We start from the raw sequence: 16,597 nt of genomic DNA on the forward strand, positions 1-16,597 counted from the left end.
ACGGACGGCGGCCAATGGCCGCCGTTTTCGTTGGGGCGGTCGAAACTGCACGCGACGTTTGCCGAGGGCGTGGGGGCGATGGTGCGGACGAGGGGGGCGCGAAGCGGGCGCAAAAAGAAAAAGGGCTTTCCCGGAGGAAAGCCCTTTTAAGGTGGCGCGGCTGGCAGGATTCGAACCCACGACCCCTTGGTTCGTAGCCAAGTACTCTATCCAACTGAGCTACAGCCGCACGCAAAACGGTACTGCTTCAACTGTCGGAACCTTCTGCGATGGGAAGGCCCCCAAATAAGTGGCGCGGCTGGCAGGATTCGAACCCACGACCCCTTGGTTCGTAGCCAAGTACTCTATCCAACTGAGCTACAGCCGCACGCAACAACACACTTCTACTGCTTCGAACTGAAAGGGCCTTCGGTTCGGAAGGCCCTCGAAAAGGTGGCGCGGCTGGCAGGATTCGAACCCACGACCCCTTGGTTCGTAGCCAAGTACTCTATCCAACTGAGCTACAGCCGCACGCAGAAGCGGAAGTATAGCAGAGTCGTATAAAAAGGGAAGCCTTATTCGCGAATTTGGTGCGATGGCCTTGGCCGGGCGCCCTTCGTGTACCCTTGGAGGATCAGTCATTCACGTTGAATCCGCATCATGAACAAGGCGTTTGTCAAAGAGTCGGACGGTGACGACGACGATCTCGACCCGGCTCAACCCGCGATTCCGGCGGGCGCGAAGAACTACATCACGCCGGCCGGCCACAAGCGGCTGAGGGACGAGCTGCTGAACCTGATCGACGTCGAACGTCCCGAGGTCGTGCGGCTCGTGTCGTGGGCCGCCTCGAACGGCGACCGGTCGGAGAACGGCGACTACATCTACGGCAAGCGGCGGCTTCGCGAGATCGATCGCCGCATCCGCTTCCTGACGAAGCGGCTCGACCTCGCCGAGGTCGTCGACGCGAGCCGGCAGGAGAACGTCGACCAGGTTTTCTTCGGCGCGACGGTCGATTATGAGACGCCGGACGGCGAGGACCACACGGTGACGATCGTCGGCATCGACGAGGTCGATCTCGACCGCGGCTGCGTCAGCTGGATTTCGCCGGTCGCGCGTGCGCTGATCAAGGCGAAGATCGGCGATACCGTCACGCTGATGACGCCGGCCGGCCCTCAGCCGATCGACATACTCGACGTCCGGTATCCGGCGCGCGGCGACGCCTGAGCGTCGGCCGGCGCGACGCGGCAAAGCAAAAGCGCCCCGTCGGGGCGCTTCGTCTTTCCGCGTACGGCGAATGTGCCGGTCGCTCAGAAGCGATGGCGCAAGCCGGCCGTGACCGCGATCTGCTTGTTGGTCGACGATGCGGCGCCCAGCCCGTTGATGTTGGCGCCGAGGTCGAGTCCGTCGCTGTTGACCTTCTGGAACTCGCCCTGCAGGTACACGTCGGTGCGCTTCGACAGCGCGTAGTCGGCCTGCAGATTGAACTGGTGCCAGGTCGGCTTGTCGCCGGACAGGCGGCCCTGCGTATACGTGTAGGAGCCGGCGAGCGACAGGGCCGGCGTCAGCGCGTAGCGGCCGTTGACCTCGTAGTTGCTGAAGCGGCCGCTGTCGCCAAGGCCCGTGATGCCGCCCGTCACGCCCGATTGGCCGGCGCTGATCGCGCGCAGGCCGCTAAGGCGCGTCTGCGTGAACACGAAGCCGACCGTCGCCGGGCCGAACCCGTAATTCAGGCCGGCGCCCCAGGTACGCTGCACGCGCGACGCGAAGGTCCAGTCGCCGGTGACCGCACCCGGATCGGAGGCGGCCTGCGCGAGCGCGTTGACGTCGCTGTTCAACTGCAGGTAGGCCGCGGCGAAATTGAAGCCGAGGTAGCTGTACGACACGCCGCCGCTATACGCGCGGTTGTTCGCGAACGCCGACGAATTCGAGAACCCGTACAACGCACCGAACTTGAGGCCGCCGTAGTTGGCGCTCTGGTACTTGACCGAGTTGTTGATCCGGAACGAGTTGTTCAGGTTGTCGTTGTCGAACGGGTGGGCGAACTGGGTGCCGCCATACTGGGTACCGGTCAGCGACAGCGGCCCGAGATAGTCGACCACGCTGTCGTATTGACGGCCCAGCGTCAGCGAGCCGTAGGTGGTGTGCGCGAGGCCCACGAACGCCTGCCGGCCGAATTCGCGGCCGTTCTGCTTGAGCGTGCCGTTGTTGATGCCGAAACCGTTTTCCAGCGTGAAGATGGCTTTCAGGCCGCCGCCGAGATCCTCGGTGCCGCGCAAGCCCCATCGGCTGCCGTTGATCGAACCGCTCGTTTCCTGCCAGGCGCTGTGGCCATGCTGATTGTTCGTGTAGGTGATGCCTGCGTCGATCAGGCCGTACAGCGTCACGCTGCTTTGCGCATGGGCTGCGGTGACGAATACACCCGACAACGCGGCGACGATCAAGGTCTTTTTCATGGATCTGTCTCCAAACAGGATGTCGATCGAACCTGCGGCGGACCGGCCGTGTTCGCCTGACGCCGTAGTCGCTCCGGCGGCGCGGCCGTGCGATCGTCAGAAAGCCACCTTCAGTGTATGAAGGGCGCCGAGCGAGGGCGGCTGGCGCTTTAAGAAATAATGTATTTTGGAATCCGCAAAAATCGACGGGCGCGCGCGAACGCTTGTCACGCAAGGACTTGCGGCGGTGCAGCGAAAGGAGCCAGCAATAGGGACGACGTAACGGGCGTTGCGCGGTCGCGACAGACGGTCAGCGGCGAGCGGGGGCTTCTATAGCGCGATTATTGACACATCGGCAATAGAGGTTTGTGTGGAGCATGGATAATGAAAGGTGGTTCTCTCGCTATACTGCGATCTCTGCTTTCCGAAGCAGACTTTTTCGTTGACGGAAAAGATCTCCAAACCTTTGTCGGCGCGACTTCCCAGTCGCGCTTTTTTTTGCCCCGCTGCCCGGCGCGCTACCGCGTGTACGAGCGGCGCTTGCGCTTGCCCGCAGGCGCGGCATCTTCTGCTTCGACCGGCAGCGGCGTGTAGGTCCAGTCTTCCATCACGTAGTGACGGGCATCCAGAGGCGATGCGAGCAGGTTCTGCCAGTGATCGCCGTGCCACGTCATATCGAATTCGGCGTCGCACGGCGCTTCGCGCGCGGACTCGGCCAGGGCGCGGGACTTGCGACGTACGCGCCCGAGCCGGCTCGCGAAGCGCTTGATTCCGTCCAGCCACATGACCCTCTCCTTCCTTTCGGCGTTGCTTCAGGATCGCAATGTCTCCGCATTTCCGCAACCCGGAAAAAACCCGAGGATTTTACCGGGTCGATTTGTCCCCGGTAGAAATTTCGCGCCCGATGATTATCGAGGATCCGATCCCGGTAATGTTGACAGGTTTTTGATGCGAATCAATTAATCAAGGATGATGGTGTACCGATTCCAGCGGTATTAGCATCTTTTCGATAAAGCACACGTCAAAAATTTTCTTGACGCACCCGGATTGTCCAATTTATAAAGTCAGCACTCCGTCCTCGGGCGGCGCGCCGGTACGGATGCCGGCGCAATGTTTCGGGATTTCGGGTAACGGCTATAAAAATAGCTTTTTTGATCTTATCGAGTGGGGAACGCAGACATGGATACCGGTATCGTGAAATGGTTTAACGATGCTAAAGGTTTTGGGTTTATTACGTCGGACAATGGCGGTGAAGATTTGTTTGCGCACTTTTCCGAAATCCAGATGAACGGCTTCAAGACGCTGAAGGAAAACCAGCGTGTTTCGTTCGACGTCAAAGTCGGGCCGAAAGGCAAGCAGGCAGCGAATATCCAGGCGGTCTGACGCGCCTCGCATTGCCGATCACGTCCGGCCCCCGCATCGCGGGGGCTTTTTGTTTTCCGGGGACGGAGCATGCCGGCTCGGGCTGGCCGCGAGTACGCATGCCGGTGCATACTCACGAAAGCACCGTTTCCCAGTCTTTTCATGTCCGATTCCCGTCCGCCCGATCCCGCCAGCGAACAGCCGCTAGTCTTCGTCGACCTTGAAACCACCGGCGGCTCGTCCGCCGACCATCGCATCACCGAAATCGGCGTGGTCGAAATCGGGCCGCTCGGCGTGTCGACGTGGTCGAGCCTCGTCAATCCGGGGCAGGCGATTCCGCCGTTCATCCAGCAACTGACGGGCATCTCGGACGCGATGGTGCGCGATGCGCCGACGTTCGCGTCGCTCGCGCCGGCGCTGTTCGAGCGGCTCGACGGCAAGCTGTTCGTCGCGCACAACGCGAGCTTCGATCGCGGCTTCCTGCGCGCCGAATTCGAGCGAGCCGGGCTCGCCTTCAATCCCGATGTGCTCTGTACCGTACGGCTGTCGCGCGCGCTGTTTCCGCGCGAATCGCGGCACGGGCTCGATGCGTTGATCGAGCGGCATGGGCTCGTGCCGGCCGCGCGCCACAGGGCGCTGGCCGATGCCGACCTCCTCTGGCAGTTCTGGCGCCAACTGCACGACATCGTGCCGCTTGAGCGGCTGCGCGACCAGATCGCGCGGACGACGCGCCACTTCCGTCTGGGTGGCGACCTGACCGAGGCATGGCTGGATACCGCGCCGGCAGGGTGCGGCGCGTATGCGCTGTTCGGCGAGCGCGACGAAGCGCTGTATGTCGGCCGCAGCGTGCGCGTGCGGCAGCGGCTGCGCGCGCTGCTGACCGGCGAGCGCCGGTCGTCGAAGGAAATGCGGCTGGCGCAGCAGGTGCGGCGCGTCGAGTGGCGCGAGACCGGCAACGAGCTCGGGGCGATGCTTGCCGAAGCGCAATGGATCGCGCGGTTGCGTCCGTCGTATAACCGGCGCCCCGCAGCCGATGCCGCTCGCGCGGGCGGTGCGCCCTGGCCGTTCGACGGCGCCGTCGCGTTCGAGGCGAACGGCGAGCGCCGCCTGTTTCACGTGATCGACGGCTGGTGCTATCTCGGTTCGGCGGAATCGCTCGATGCGGCCGCGCGGCTCGTGGCCGACGCGGCGGGCGGGGCGTTCGAACCCTTCACCCATCGCCTGCTGCAGACGCATCTCGCGCGCGGCCTGCAGATGATTCCGCTCGCGGCGCTCATGCCGGCAGATTGAGCGCGGCGGCCCGCGTTCGTGGCCCCGCCTGCGTCAGCCGATCGCGCTGGCCCCGCCGGCGGCGCACACGTGTGACAGCGCGGTATCGAGGGCCTGCGTCTGCCTCGAATCGTAACGCGTGAGCGTCTTCCAGTTCGCGATGCTGCGCGCGAGCCGCGCCTGGCAATCGGGTGCCTCGCGCAGCGGGGCGACCTGTGCGAGACCGGCGAGCATTTTCTGCGTCAGCCGGTCGAGTGCCGGCCGCGTGCTGGTCGCGAGGTCGGGCGGCGTGCCTTCCGGCGGCCGCGTCGTGCGCCAAGTCGCGAACAGTGCGTTCTGCACGTCCTTGCTCGCCGTGATCTGATCCTCGAAGAAGGTTCGGGCAAACGCGGGATCGACGCCGGCCTGGACGGCTCGTTTTTCGACCGCGGCGAGCAGCGCCGCTTCGCGCGGCTGGTCCTCGATGGCCTTGTGATTCGCCCATTTCCATCGTGCGACCGGTTCGGCGAGCGCGAGCCGCTGCGACGCGAGCGCGACGATGTTGGTGAGGGCGGTGTCGTCGCCGTCTGCGCGGGCGGTATGCGGGGAGAAGAGGGCGACGCCGAGCGCGGCGACAGCGAGGCTGGCACGAATGGCTTGCTTCATCGGAACGATCGGGAGAGCCGGGCGGGCCGGACGTGGAAAACCAGAAGGATAGACGAAGACAGTCGCGCGGCGTAGCGTCGCGACAGCAGAATCAGCAGGCGAGCCGATCCGGCACCGTCAGGCTGTTGCGGCCCGGGTGCGAGGCGAATGGCGCGCGAGGCGCACGGATGAACCGCACGATAGCGATGATCGACACGTGGCGGTTACAGAACCGAACTGACGTTCACTTCGGCGAGTACAGCTTGTGCTGCTCGTCGAAGAATGCCCGAACGTGCTCGGGCAACTCGGCGAGGAATTCCACGCCGACGGGTTCCGGATCCGGGCTCATCACTTGCTCGGGCGGTGGCATGCGAGTTGGTCTTTCGTCCATGATCGTTTCTCCAGCAGGTTCAATGATTATCAACCTCGCGCTCGGATTTATGCCAGCGTCGAATCGTTAGATTTTGTCTCTGTTGTATTAACGGCACATGCGCTCCGACGCGCGGTGCGATGCCCGGTATGGCAATCGCGCGATCGGCAACGGTGGGGCCGCTTGCTATACTTGCGCGCACTTTTTCCTGGACCGCGATGAGACGAACGACGCGATGGATCGGCCTCGTATGGCTGGCGCTGGTACTGAACGTACTGTCGCCCGTCGTCGGCTACGCGCGTGTTGCGTCGAACGGCTCCGGCACGCTCACGCTCGAGTTGTGCAGTGCAGCGGGCGCGCGTCAGGTCGTGCTCGCGCAAACGGGCGACGACGGCGACACGTCGTCGTTCGACCATGCCGGCGTCCCGCATTGCGTGTACTGCCCCGGCTTCGCGGCGAACGTCGCGCTGGGCGCGAGCCCGCCCGCGATGCCGGGCTTCGTGCGCACGTTCGCGTATCGGGTGGCCGCGCCGCTCGTCCCCGACGTGCGCTGCAAGGGCATCCGTCTCGCGCAGCCGCGCGCCCCGCCTGAAAACGTTCCGGTCTGATTGATGTCGTCCGCGCGCCCTGGTGGCGTGCGAGCCGCCCGCGGCCCCGGCCCGCGCGTCGCGTCGTTCGTGCGCGATTCGCGCCCCGGTGTCCGGCGGCGTCCGATCACGTTTCAGGAACTCCCTCATGTCGTCTCCCTTTGCCGCGCGGCCGTCGCGCGGCCAGCTCGCGCTCGCATGCGCGGCCGCTTTTGCATGGCCGGCCGCTTACGCGGCTTCAGCCGACGATGCACGTGCCGAGGCCGCCCGCGGCGGTCACGCCGATCGTCCTGCCGCCACCGCGCCGGCTTCCGCCGGTGTCGCTGCACCGGCCGCGCCGGCCGGCGAGACGCTGTCCGCCGTCAGCGTGACCGCGCAGCGGCAACCCGTCGACCCGGATACGCCGGCCGTCGTCACGTCGATCACCCGCGAGCAGATCGATGCGCACACCAACGTCACCACCGAGGACGCGCTGAAGTACGCGCCGAACCTGATGGTTCGCAAGCGCTACATCGGCGACCGCAATAGCGTATTCGCAGGCCGCGACTTCAATGAACTGCAGAGCGCGCGCGGGCTCGTCTATGCCGACGGCGTGCTGCTGTCGAACCTGCTCGGTTCGAGCTATGCGTACCCGCCGCGCTGGTCGCTGATTCCGCCCGACGACATCGCGCGCGTCGACGTGCTCTATGGCCCTTTTTCCGCACTGTATCCGGGCAACTCGATCGGCTCGACCGTGCTGCTCACCACGCGCCGCCCGGAACAGCTCGAGGCGTCGCTGTCGACGCAGTTCTTCACGCAGCGTTACCACGACGGCTACGGATTCGCGGACAGCTTCGGCGGCAACCACCAGACCGCGCGGATCGCGAACCGCGTCGGCCGGTTCTGGTTCGCGCTGTCGCTCGACCGGCTGGAAAACGACGGCCAGCCGATGCAGTATGCGAGCCCCAATTCCGCCTACAACCCGAAGCTGGGCGCCGCCGTCCCGGTGGCGGGCGCGGCGACCGACATCGGACCCAACGGCAAGCGGCGGACCCTCGTCGGCGCGCAGACGATCGAGCGAACCGAGCAGCTCAACGAGACGGTGCGGATGGGCTATGCGTTTTCCGATCACGTCGATGCGACGTTGACGCTCGGGCATTGGGAGAACCATTACCGGCAGCACGGCGAGACCTTCCTGCGCGACGCGACGGGCGAGCCGGTCTACGGCGGCAACGTGTCGATCGGCGGCCAGAACATGACTGTCGCGCCGAACGCGTTCGCGCCGCAGCGCGGCGACCAGGAGAACTGGCTGTACGCGCTCGGGTTGAACGGCCGGCTCGATTCCGGCTGGCGGCTGTCGGGCGTCGTGTCCGCGTACGACGTCTCGCGCGACGTGCTGCGCGCGGCCTCGACCGTGCAGGGCGGGGCGGGTACGCTGTTCGAGGGCGACGGCACCGGCTGGCGCACGCTCGACCTGAAGGCCGAGGCGCCGGAAGTGAAAGGCCATACGTTCACGTTCGGCTATCACTACGACAACTACTTCCTGCGCAACGCCACGTACAACACGGCCGACTGGCTGGCCGGGCCGACCACGTCGCTCGCGAGCGTCTATCGCGGCGATACGCGCACGCAGGCGCTGTTCGGGCAGGACGCGTGGCGCTTCGCGCCGGGCTGGCTCGCGACGCTCGGGCTGCGCTACGAGCGCTGGGACGCGTATGGCGGCGCGCTCGGCAATGCGAACGGCACGCTCGGCTATGCGGACCGTAGCGCGAACGCGCTGTCGCCGAAAGTCGCGCTGCAATGGGACGCGACGGAGGTCTGGCGCTTCCGGCTGTCGTTCGCGACCGGCACGCGGTTTCCGACGGTCGGCGAGCTGTTCCAGGGCACGATTTCGAATAACGCGATCGTCAACAACAACCCGAACCTGCGGCCGGAAAAGGCGATCGACTGGGATTTCACGGCCGAACGCGACGTGGGCGTCGGCGTCGTGCGCGCCAGCGTGTTCCAGAGCGACCTGCGCGATTCGATCTACAGCCAGACGACGGTGGCGGGTGCGACCACCGTCACCAACGTCTCGAACGTCGACCGCGTGCGCGTACGCGGCGTCGAACTCGCGTTCAGCGGCGAGAACGTCGGGCTGCGCGGGCTGAACCTCGACGCGAACGTATCGGCGAGCAACGCGCAGATTCTCGCCGATGCCGCGAACCCGGCCTACGTCGGTTCGCGCTTTCCGCGGATTCCGCGCATGCGCGCGAACCTGCTCGCGTCGTATCGCTTCGACGAGCACTGGCTGGCGAGCGTCGGCGTGCGCTACTCGGGCCGTCAGTTCAACACGCTCGACAACAGCGACGTGAATCCGGACGTCTACGGCGGCACGAGCTCGTTTACGGTCGTCGATCTGAAGGCGCGCTACCGCTTCGATCGTCACTGGAGCGCGTCGGCGGGCATCGACAACCTGACGGACCGCCGCTACTACGTGTTCCACCCGTATCCGGGTCGCACGTTCTATGGGGAACTGAAGTGGTCGCTGTGAAACTGTTCGCGGCAGGCTGCGCGCCGCGGCTTGCGACGCCGTCGCCCGCCGGCGCGCACCCTGTGGATCGGGCGCGATGGTGTGCGTGAAGCTTCCAGCGGATTGCTGACGGCCGACGTGCTCGACGGCGGCTTGCGGCACGCGAAGCGTTGACGGAGCCGGTGGCGCGCGGCGAACGCGCCGCGCGCCGGCCCGATGCGAAAACGCGCCCAAAGGCGCGTGGAGAGAAAACGTCAGGCCGCTCGCCTGAATAGGCGGATCACGAACAGCAGGATCACCGCGCCGATGACCGCGACGATCACCGAGCCGATGAAGCCGCTGCCGATGCTGATGCCGAGCAGTCCGGCCAGCCAGCCGCCGATCACCGCGCCGACGATCCCGACGATGATGTCGACGATCAGCCCGAAGCCGCCGCCCTTCACGAGCAAGCCGGCCAGCCAGCCGGCGATCGCGCCGATGATGAGCCACATAATCAAGCCATGAGTCATGGTGGTCCTCTCCTTGGGTTGAGTCGAAATGACCGGGCACGGGCGGTCGCGCGCCGCAAGCTGGTTGAAAGCGGCTGCGGCCGCCGCACCGCCCACGCAATGTAACGCGATAGGCGGGTCGGAATCGTTAAGTAATGTTATGCACCCTTAAGGAGATTTTCCAGGGCGATTTGTCCGCGTACGGCTCGATTCGTGCGCGCACCGCGCGTGGCGCACGGCCAAGCCGGTCTGCAGGAATGAGGCGCTGCCGAAAATTCGTCGATCGGGCGCATCGTGGCGTGCATGGGTGCCTCGGGCAGTCCGTCGGCAGCGTCGGCTGTCAGCCGCGCAACGGTCACGGCATCGTCGATCGCCAGCAGTGCGAAACGGGCAGGCAAGGGCGAGCAAGAGCGACGTATCGGCTTCACCGATCCGGGGCATCGTGTGGCCCGCGCGGCGACGTAGAGGGCGTCGCATTCGGCGTCCGTCATCATTCGGTATCCTGACTGATTGACATTGGTCGAAGTAGGTGGATGGAGCGCGATCGAGCGCGGCGGCCATGGCGTCAATGTGCGAGGCGTGCCGGCGGCCGGGCACGTGATAGCCGATGCTGTTGCTTGCGCCGTACAGGTCGGACAGCCGGCCGTCGGGGCCATGGCTGCCGCGGGCCGAGCCGCTGCGCACCGCGATGGGTGATCGATACGATCGGCTGGCTGCCGCCGAGTGTGGGGAAGTCGTGCGGGAGTGTCGGCGAGGTTGCGCAGATAACGACCGCGGCGAGGATCGTGGTGCGCGACGCGATCGGCAGGGCGTCGTCGACCGGCTTCACGATTTCGGCGCCGGAAAAGAGAAAAGGTCTGACAAGCGATGCTTGTCAGACCTTTATGTCTTGGTGCCGGAGATAGGAGTCGAACCTACGACCTTCGCATTACGAATGCGCTGCTCTACCAACTGAGCTACACCGGCAGCAGAGAAATGAAATTATATGGTCAAATCCGCGATCTTGGCAATAGGTTTTGCGAAATTTTTTCAGCTTGCTGCGGCTGCTTCGCGAAACCCTCGATCCGGCGGACTTTCCGCTTTCACTTCACCGCGATGCGACCCGTTAGGGCCACATCGCGAAGGCGCGATTGTACTGATGTCTCGCGCCTCCGTCCAGTGCTGCAGTGCAATTATTTTGCTTCGTCGTGATAGCCGGTCACGCGCTCGACTTCGTTCTTCGAGCCGAGGAATACGGGCACGCGCTGGTGCAGGCCGGTCGGCTGCACTTCCATGATGCGCTGCGTGCCGGTCGTCGCGGCGCCGCCCGCCTGTTCGACGATGAACGCCATCGGGTTCGCTTCGTACATCAGGCGCAGCTTGCCCGGACGATCGGGCGTGCGCTTGTCGGCCGGGTACATGAAGATGCCGCCGCGGTTCAGGATCCGATGCACGTCCGCGACCATCGACGCGATCCAGCGCATGTTGAAGTTGTCGCCGCGCGGGCCGTCCTTGCCGGCGTTCAGCTCGTCGACGTAACGCTTGACCGGGTCGTACCAGTGGCGGGCGTTCGACGCGTTGATCGCGTATTCGCGCGTGTCGGCCGGGATCTGCATGTTGCTCTGCGTGAGCACCCACGAGCCGACTTCGCGGTCGAGCGTGAAGCAGTTCACGCCATTGCCGGTCGTCAGCACGAACACCGTCTGCGGGCCGTACACGGCATAGCCGGCCGCGACCTGCTGCGTGCCGGGCTGCAGGAACGATTCCTCGGTCGCCTGCTTGCCGTCCGGGCAGCGCAGCACCGAGAAGATCGTGCCGATCGACACGTTCACGTCGATGTTCGACGAACCGTCGAGCGGGTCGAACACGAGCAGGTATTCGCCGCGCGGGTAGTTCGCCGGGATCGGGAAGAACGTTTCCATTTCCTCCGACGCCATCGCGGCGAGGTTGCCGCCCCATTCGTTCGCGTCGAGCAGGATTTCGTTCGACAGGATGTCGAGCTTTTTCTGCACCTCGCCCTGGACGTTCTCGCTGCCGGCGGTGCCGAGTGCTTCGCCGAGCGCGCCCTTCGACACGTTGTAGCTGATCGCCTTGCACGCGCGGGCGACGACTTCGATCAACAGGCGCAGGTCGGCGGGGAGGTTGTTGGTCTCACGTTGCTGTTCGATCAGAAACTTCGACAGCGTGGTGCGGCGGGCAATGGACATGACAGACTCCGAAAGGCGAAAGAATCCTTGAATGGCCGCAATTTTACCCGTCGCGCCTGCGGTGCCGCCGGCTTTTTTCGTCCGGTTACATGGGCGGGCCGCCGAATCGGCCCGGTATCGGGCGACGCCGGCGGGCGGGGGCGTTCATCGCAGCCGCGGCCGGCCGGGCGGTCCGACCCCGCGATCGCGAGCGGTTTCAGCCGCGCCCGCGCAATGAAAAAGCCGGCGCCGCGTGAGGCGGCACCGGCCCGATCGCGCGGACGCGACAGCGGGCGATCGCGTGACTTACGCGAGCGCCTTCTCGACGATCTCGCGCACGTCGCGCGATTTCGCGCCGGCGGCGACCTGCTCGAGCGCTTCGCGCATCCGGTCGCGCAGCGCCGGCGTGAAGCGGCGCCACAGTTCGAGCGAGCGCGCGAGGCGCGCCGCGACCTGCGGGTTGATCGCGTCGAGCGCGAGCACCTGTTCGGCCCAGAACGCGTAGCCCGACCCGTCGGCCGCGTGGAATTGCGCGGGGTTCGCCGCGCAGAAGCTGAAGATCAGCGAGCGCGCGCGGTTCGGGTTCTTCAGGTTGAACGCGGGGTGCCCGAGCAGCTTGCGTACCTTCGCGAGCGTCGGCTGCGCGGGCGTACCGCGTTGGGCCGCCTGCATCGCGAACCACTTGTCGATCACGAGCGCTTCCTTTTCGAAGCGACGGTAGAAGTCGTCGAGCGCATGCTCGGCCGGCCCGTTCGCCCCTGCGGCGGACGCCGACAGCAGCGCGCCGAGCGCGGCCGCGCGATCGGTCATGTTGTTCGCCGCGTCGTACTGGGCCGTGGCGAGGCGTACGGCATCGGCCGGATCGTCGAGCTCGGCGAGATACGCGAGCGCGAGGTTCTTCAGCGCGCGGCGGCCCGACGCTTCCGGCGTCGGCTCATAGGCGCCCGGCGTCTGGTGCTGCTCGTATGCGGCGAGCCAGTCGGCGCGCAGCGCGGTTGCGAGCTGCCGGCGCACGAACTGGCGCGCGCGATGCACGGCGGCCGGGTCGGCCTCGGCCATCTGGTCGGCGAGGTAGGTTTCCGACGGCAGCGTGAGCGCGAGTTCGCGGAACGCCGGCGACAGGCTTTCGTCGGTCAGCACGCGGCGGAACGCGGCGACGAAGTTCTCGCCGAGCGCGAGCGGCGCGTCGGCCGCGGCACGCGCGGCGAGCGTCAGCAGCGCGCGCGTCGCGAGGCGCTGGCCGGCTTCCCAGCGGTTGAACGGATCGCTGTCGTGCGCGAGCAGGAACGCGAGATCGTCGTCGCTGTAGTCGTACTCGACGATCACCGGCGCGGAGAAGTTGCGCAGCAGCGACGGCAGCGGCGCTTCCGGCACGTCGACGAACGCGAAGGTCTGCTCGGTGTCGGTGAACTCGAGCACGCGCGTCGTGCCCGATGCGGCGGCCTCGCCGTCCAGACGCAGCGGCAGGTCGCGGCCGTCGCGGCCGATCAGGCCGATCGCGAACGGGATCAGCAGCGGGCCCTGCTGCGTTTCGCGCGCGGCCGGCGACGCGTCGCCGTAGCCTTGCGCGAGGGTGACCGTATAGCGGCGCGCGGCCGCGTCGTACGCGGTGCGCACCGACACGCGCGGCGTGCCGGCCTGGCTGTACCAGCGCTCGAACTGCGCGAGGTCGCGCCCGTTCGCGTCGGCCATCGCGTGGCGGAAGTCGTCGCAGGTCACCGCGTGGCCGTCGTGGCGCTTGAAGTAGAGATCCATCCCCTTGCGGAAGCCGTCGCGGCCGAATAGCGTCTGGTACATCCGCACGACTTCCGAGCCCTTCTCGTAGACCGTCATCGTGTAGAAGTTGTTGATCTCGACGTAGCTCTCCGGGCGCACCGGGTGCGCCATCGGGCCGGCGTCCTCGGCGAACTGCAGTTGACGCAGCACGCGCACGTCCTCGATGCGCTTGACCGCGCGAGCCGCCGATTCGACGTCGTCGCCCGCGGCCATGTCGGCCGAGAATTCCTGGTCGCGGAACACCGTCAGCCCTTCCTTCAGGCTCAACTGGAACCAGTCGCGGCAGGTCACGCGGTTGCCGGTCCAGTTGTGGAAGTACTCGTGGCCGACCACCGACTCGATGTTCGCGAAATCGGTGTCGGTGGCGGTCTCGGGGTTCGCGAGCACGTACTTCGTGTTGAAGATGTTGAGCCCCTTGTTCTCCATCGCGCCCATGTTGAAGTCGCCGACCGCGACGATCATGAAGCGGTCGAGATCGAGCTCGAGGCCGAAGCGCTTCTCGTCCCAGCGGATCGAGTGGATCAGCGAATCCATCGCGTGACGCGTCTTGTCGAGGTCGGCCGGCTCGACCCACACCTGCAGCAGCTTGTCCTTGCCGGAGCCGGTCGTGATCTTCTCCTCGATCGCGACGAGCTTGCCGGCGACGAGCGCGAACAGGTAGCTCGGCTTGCGGAACGGGTCTTCCCACTTCGCGAAGTGGCGGCCGTCGGGCAGGTCGCCCGAATCGACGAGGTTGCCGTTCGACAGCAGCACCGGGTATGCGGCCTTGTCGGCGCGCAGCGTGACGGTGTACGACGCCATCACGTCGGGGCGGTCGAGGAAGTAGGTGATGCGGCGAAAGCCCTCGGCTTCGCACTGCGTGAAGAAGTTGCCGCTCGACACGTAGAGGCCGGACAGCGTCGTATTCTGGTCGGGCGCGCACGCGCTTTCGAGCGTCAGCTCGAAGGCTTCGGGCACGTTCTCGACCGTCAACCCGTGTTCGTGCGCGCGCACCGCGCCGTGCGGCGCGCCATCCAGCCGCGCGTCGAGGAATTCGAGCGCCTCGCCCATCAGCTCCAGGTGCGGCGCGGGCGCGGCATCCGGATTGCGGCGCACGCGCATCGTATTCCTGACGATCGTGCGGGCCGGCGCGAGATCGAATTCGAGTGCGACGGAATCGATGAGGAAGGCCGGCGGCGTGTAGTCGGCGCGGCGGATCACGGTGGAGGAGGCGTTGTCGGACATGGTCGTCGAGATCGGTGGAGTGGGGGACGGGCCCGTCGCGCGGGCCAGGCGAACCGGGTCATTGTACAAAGGCTTGCGGCGGCGTGTCGGGCGAACTTTTTACCGCTTCCGGCAGTCCGCGTATTATCGACATCCCGTTGTCGTTCGCGCGGTGCGACGAACGGGTGACGGATCGACGAGGATCAACATGAAACGCGAATGGATTTTTCGCGGTGCGGGCTGGGCGGCGGTGCTGTGCGTCGCGCTGCTGACCGGCTGCACCAGCTACGTGACCACCCGGGTCACGGCCTTCTCCGACTGGAGCGGCAGCGACGCGACCCGCACCTATGCGTTCACGCGCACGGACGCGCAGAAGAACAGCATCGAGCAGTCGACCTACGAGCCGATCGTCGCGAACGAGCTGTCCGCGTATGCGTTCCGGCAGGTGCCGCAGTCGCAGGCACGCTATCTGGTCGGGCTGACCTATTCGGTCGGCAGCGATCTCGTGACGGTGCCGCAGCCGGTCTACTATGACCCGTGGTTCATGGGGCCGGGGCCGTACTGGCGAGGCGGTCCGTGGAGCCCCTGGGGCCCGTGGGGGCCCTGGGGGCCGATGCCGGCCGGCTACGTCGCGCAGACGTACCAGGTCTTCGACTACGTGCTCGGCATCCGTATCACCGAGCGCGCGACGGGCAAGGAGGTCTACAACGTGACCGCGCGCACGACCGGCGACAACGGCACGCTGCTGTACGCGATGCCGTTCCTCGCGCGCAGCGCGCTCGCCGATTTTCCGTTGTCGAACGGTGCGGTCCGCACGGTCCGGCTGCCGGTCGACAAGCGGGGCGGGCCGGCGGCGCCGGCCGCCAACGAGCGCGCGGTGCCGGCGGCGCCGGCCTCGGGCGCGGCCGTCGCAAAGTAGCGCGGTATCCGCGTCGGCGCGGCCGCCCGGCCGCGCCGGCCCGATTCCTTTCAGATTCCGATGCCGAACAGCGCCAGCGCGCCGAGCACGACGAACAGCACGGCCGCGATCCCGTGCACGAGCTTCGTCGGCAGGCTGTGCGCGAAGCGGTCGCCGAGCAGGATCGCCGGCACATTGGCGAGCATCATCCCGAACGTCGTGCCGGCCACGACGCCGATGTAATCCTGGAAGCGCGCGGCCAGCGCGACGGTCGCGATCTGCGTCTTGTCGCCCATTTCCGCGAGGAAGAACGCCACCAGCGTCGCGCCGAACACGCCGAGCCGCGAGCGGGTCGCATGGGCTTCGTCCTCGTCGAGCTTGTCCGGCACCAGGATCCACAAGCCCATCGCGATGAACGAGAACGCGAGCGCCCAGCGCATGATCGACGGCGTGACGAGCACGCCCAGCCATTCGCCGAACGCACCGGCGAAACCGTGGTTGACGAGCGTCGCGACGAGTACGCCGAGAACGATCGGCACCGGCTTGCGATAGCGCGCGGCCAGAACGAGGGAAAGCAGTTGGGTCTTGTCGCCGATTTCAGCGAGGGCGACGGCGCCGGTGGAGATCAGGAAGGCTTGAGACACGTATGGGGTTCCACGGGCCGATGTTGTGCATGCGAGCGACGATCCACCGCGCGCCGGGCCCTGATGCGGTGCGCAGTGAACCATCGGTCTCGCCAGGCCAACGTGGCTGCGCCCGCCATGGCCGAACGGCCAAGTCTGTTGACGGACGCCTCCGTCACGATGCGCGCCGGGGGCGCGGGACATCGGGCGGAGCGGCTACTCCCCAATGAGCGGCGAATTCTAGCACGGCGCATCGCGCGCCGGAAAGCGGCCGGGCCGCGGTGCGGCGCGCCGCACCGCATTCGACTGCCGGCATGACGACGGCGAAGC

The 16,597-nt window shown here is 66.4% G+C and carries 14 protein-coding genes, 4 tRNA genes and 1 riboswitch; of the genes, 6 read left to right on the forward strand and 12 right to left on the reverse strand.

All coding sequences use genetic code 11. The features are described from left to right. Positions 1–152: 152 nt before the first annotated feature. The 3 genes from WS64_RS03165 to WS64_RS03175 all read right to left on the reverse strand — a co-directional run bounded on the left by WS64_RS03165 (position 153) and on the right by WS64_RS03175 (position 510). Positions 153–229: transfer RNA gene (locus WS64_RS03165), tRNA-Arg, on the reverse strand. 61 nt (positions 230–290) lie between these two features. Beyond that, a tRNA-Arg gene (locus tag WS64_RS03170) sits at positions 291–367 on the reverse strand. A gap of 66 nt (positions 368–433) precedes the next feature. Beyond that, a tRNA-Arg gene (locus WS64_RS03175) sits at positions 434–510 on the reverse strand. Between the two features lie 129 nt (positions 511–639). On the opposite strand from WS64_RS03175, the gene greB reads away from it, so the two are divergent. Then, positions 640–1,203: a transcription elongation factor GreB gene (gene greB, locus WS64_RS03180; protein ID WP_006486618.1), complete on the forward strand. Its 564-nt coding sequence runs from the start codon at positions 640–642 to the stop codon at positions 1,201–1,203. Between the two features lie 83 nt (positions 1,204–1,286). Here the strand turns inward: greB and WS64_RS03185 are convergent, their stop codons facing one another. Both WS64_RS03185 and WS64_RS03190 read right to left on the reverse strand, forming a co-directional pair. Further along, positions 1,287–2,432, reverse strand: coding sequence for a porin (locus WS64_RS03185; RefSeq protein WP_059638903.1), 1,146 nt, complete (start codon positions 2,430–2,432; stop codon positions 1,287–1,289). A 497-nt stretch (positions 2,433–2,929) separates the two neighbouring features. Then, the gene (locus WS64_RS03190; RefSeq protein WP_059638904.1) at positions 2,930–3,196 is read right to left on the reverse strand and encodes a hypothetical protein; all 267 of its coding nucleotides are present in this window, start codon (positions 3,194–3,196) and stop codon (positions 2,930–2,932) included. Positions 3,197–3,590: 394 nt separating this feature from the next. Here WS64_RS03190 and WS64_RS03195 point away from each other — a divergent pair, with 394 nt between their 5' ends. Together WS64_RS03195 and WS64_RS03200 are read left to right on the forward strand one after the other, a co-directional pair. Beyond that, on the forward strand, positions 3,591–3,794 hold the full coding sequence (locus WS64_RS03195) for a cold-shock protein (protein WP_060965701.1): 204 nt from the start codon (positions 3,591–3,593) through the stop codon (positions 3,792–3,794). Between the two features lie 141 nt (positions 3,795–3,935). Then, positions 3,936–5,063, forward strand: a complete 1,128-nt coding sequence (locus WS64_RS03200) for an exonuclease domain-containing protein (RefSeq protein ID WP_060965702.1) — start codon at positions 3,936–3,938, stop codon at positions 5,061–5,063. Positions 5,064–5,096: 33 nt separating this feature from the next. Here the strand turns inward: WS64_RS03200 and WS64_RS03205 are convergent, their stop codons facing one another. Together WS64_RS03205 and WS64_RS34820 are read right to left on the reverse strand one after the other, a co-directional pair. Then, positions 5,097–5,687, reverse strand: a complete 591-nt coding sequence (locus tag WS64_RS03205; protein WP_060965703.1) for a chorismate mutase — start codon at positions 5,685–5,687, stop codon at positions 5,097–5,099. Between the two features lie 223 nt (positions 5,688–5,910). Beyond that, complete coding sequence (locus WS64_RS34820; protein WP_162484450.1) at positions 5,911–6,015, reverse strand: chorismate mutase; 105 nt, start codon at positions 6,013–6,015, stop codon at positions 5,911–5,913. A 239-nt stretch (positions 6,016–6,254) separates the two neighbouring features. On the opposite strand from WS64_RS34820, the gene WS64_RS03210 reads away from it, so the two are divergent. Continuing rightward, positions 6,255–6,644 (forward strand): DUF2946 domain-containing protein, encoded by a 390-nt coding sequence (locus WS64_RS03210; RefSeq protein ID WP_060965704.1) that lies wholly within the window; start codon positions 6,255–6,257, stop codon positions 6,642–6,644. 127 nt (positions 6,645–6,771) lie between these two features. Continuing rightward, entirely contained in the window at positions 6,772–9,135 is a 2,364-nt protein-coding gene (locus tag WS64_RS03215) for a TonB-dependent receptor (protein WP_060965705.1), read from the forward strand. Positions 9,136–9,368: 233 nt separating this feature from the next. Here the strand turns inward: WS64_RS03215 and WS64_RS03220 are convergent, their stop codons facing one another. The 4 genes from WS64_RS03220 to pepN form a co-directional block, all read right to left on the reverse strand. Then, positions 9,369–9,623 carry a GlsB/YeaQ/YmgE family stress response membrane protein gene (locus tag WS64_RS03220; protein WP_006476609.1) on the reverse strand — a complete coding sequence of 85 codons (255 nt, stop codon included), beginning with the start codon at positions 9,621–9,623 and terminating at the stop codon, positions 9,369–9,371. Between the two features lie 869 nt (positions 9,624–10,492). Further along, positions 10,493–10,568: transfer RNA gene (locus tag WS64_RS03225), tRNA-Thr, on the reverse strand. A gap of 206 nt (positions 10,569–10,774) precedes the next feature. Next, a complete protein-coding gene (locus WS64_RS03230) occupies positions 10,775–11,788 on the reverse strand; it encodes a class 1 fructose-bisphosphatase (protein ID WP_059574095.1) in 1,014 nt (337 codons plus the stop codon). A gap of 285 nt (positions 11,789–12,073) precedes the next feature. After that, positions 12,074–14,767: an aminopeptidase N gene (gene pepN, locus WS64_RS03235; RefSeq protein ID WP_060965706.1), complete on the reverse strand. Its 2,694-nt coding sequence runs from the start codon at positions 14,765–14,767 to the stop codon at positions 12,074–12,076. A 187-nt stretch (positions 14,768–14,954) separates the two neighbouring features. On the opposite strand from pepN, the gene WS64_RS03240 reads away from it, so the two are divergent. Then, the gene (locus tag WS64_RS03240; protein ID WP_059574093.1) at positions 14,955–15,665 is read left to right on the forward strand and encodes a DUF4136 domain-containing protein; all 711 of its coding nucleotides are present in this window, start codon (positions 14,955–14,957) and stop codon (positions 15,663–15,665) included. A gap of 50 nt (positions 15,666–15,715) precedes the next feature. Here the strand turns inward: WS64_RS03240 and WS64_RS03245 are convergent, their stop codons facing one another. Beyond that, positions 15,716–16,288 (reverse strand): TMEM165/GDT1 family protein, encoded by a 573-nt coding sequence (locus tag WS64_RS03245; RefSeq protein ID WP_060965707.1) that lies wholly within the window; start codon positions 16,286–16,288, stop codon positions 15,716–15,718. Between the two features lie 94 nt (positions 16,289–16,382). Continuing rightward, positions 16,383–16,504: riboswitch (yybP-ykoY riboswitch) on the reverse strand. Positions 16,505–16,597: the final 93 nt, after the last annotated feature.

This window comes from Burkholderia anthina, assembly GCF_001547525.1.
GTDB classification, from domain to species: domain Bacteria; phylum Pseudomonadota; class Gammaproteobacteria; order Burkholderiales; family Burkholderiaceae; genus Burkholderia; species Burkholderia semiarida.

Coding starts and splice junctions, on each gene's coding strand:
- WS64_RS03200 (WP_060965702.1), top strand. CDS start 3,936: ATGTCCGATTCCCGTCCGCCCGATCCCGCCAGCGAACAGCCGCTAGTC.
- greB (WP_006486618.1), top strand. CDS start 640: ATGAACAAGGCGTTTGTCAAAGAGTCGGACGGTGACGACGACGATCTC.
- WS64_RS03215 (WP_060965705.1), top strand. CDS start 6,772: ATGTCGTCTCCCTTTGCCGCGCGGCCGTCGCGCGGCCAGCTCGCGCTC.
- WS64_RS03220 (WP_006476609.1), bottom strand. CDS start 9,623: ATGACTCATGGCTTGATTATGTGGCTCATCATCGGCGCGATCGCCGGC.
- WS64_RS03195 (WP_060965701.1), top strand. CDS start 3,591: ATGGATACCGGTATCGTGAAATGGTTTAACGATGCTAAAGGTTTTGGG.
- WS64_RS03230 (WP_059574095.1), bottom strand. CDS start 11,788: ATGTCCATTGCCCGCCGCACCACGCTGTCGAAGTTTCTGATCGAACAG.
- WS64_RS03240 (WP_059574093.1), top strand. CDS start 14,955: ATGAAACGCGAATGGATTTTTCGCGGTGCGGGCTGGGCGGCGGTGCTG.
- WS64_RS03205 (WP_060965703.1), bottom strand. CDS start 5,687: ATGAAGCAAGCCATTCGTGCCAGCCTCGCTGTCGCCGCGCTCGGCGTC.
- WS64_RS03185 (WP_059638903.1), bottom strand. CDS start 2,432: ATGAAAAAGACCTTGATCGTCGCCGCGTTGTCGGGTGTATTCGTCACC.
- WS64_RS03190 (WP_059638904.1), bottom strand. CDS start 3,196: ATGTGGCTGGACGGAATCAAGCGCTTCGCGAGCCGGCTCGGGCGCGTA.
- WS64_RS34820 (WP_162484450.1), bottom strand. CDS start 6,015: ATGAGCCCGGATCCGGAACCCGTCGGCGTGGAATTCCTCGCCGAGTTG.
- WS64_RS03210 (WP_060965704.1), top strand. CDS start 6,255: ATGAGACGAACGACGCGATGGATCGGCCTCGTATGGCTGGCGCTGGTA.
- pepN (WP_060965706.1), bottom strand. CDS start 14,767: ATGTCCGACAACGCCTCCTCCACCGTGATCCGCCGCGCCGACTACACG.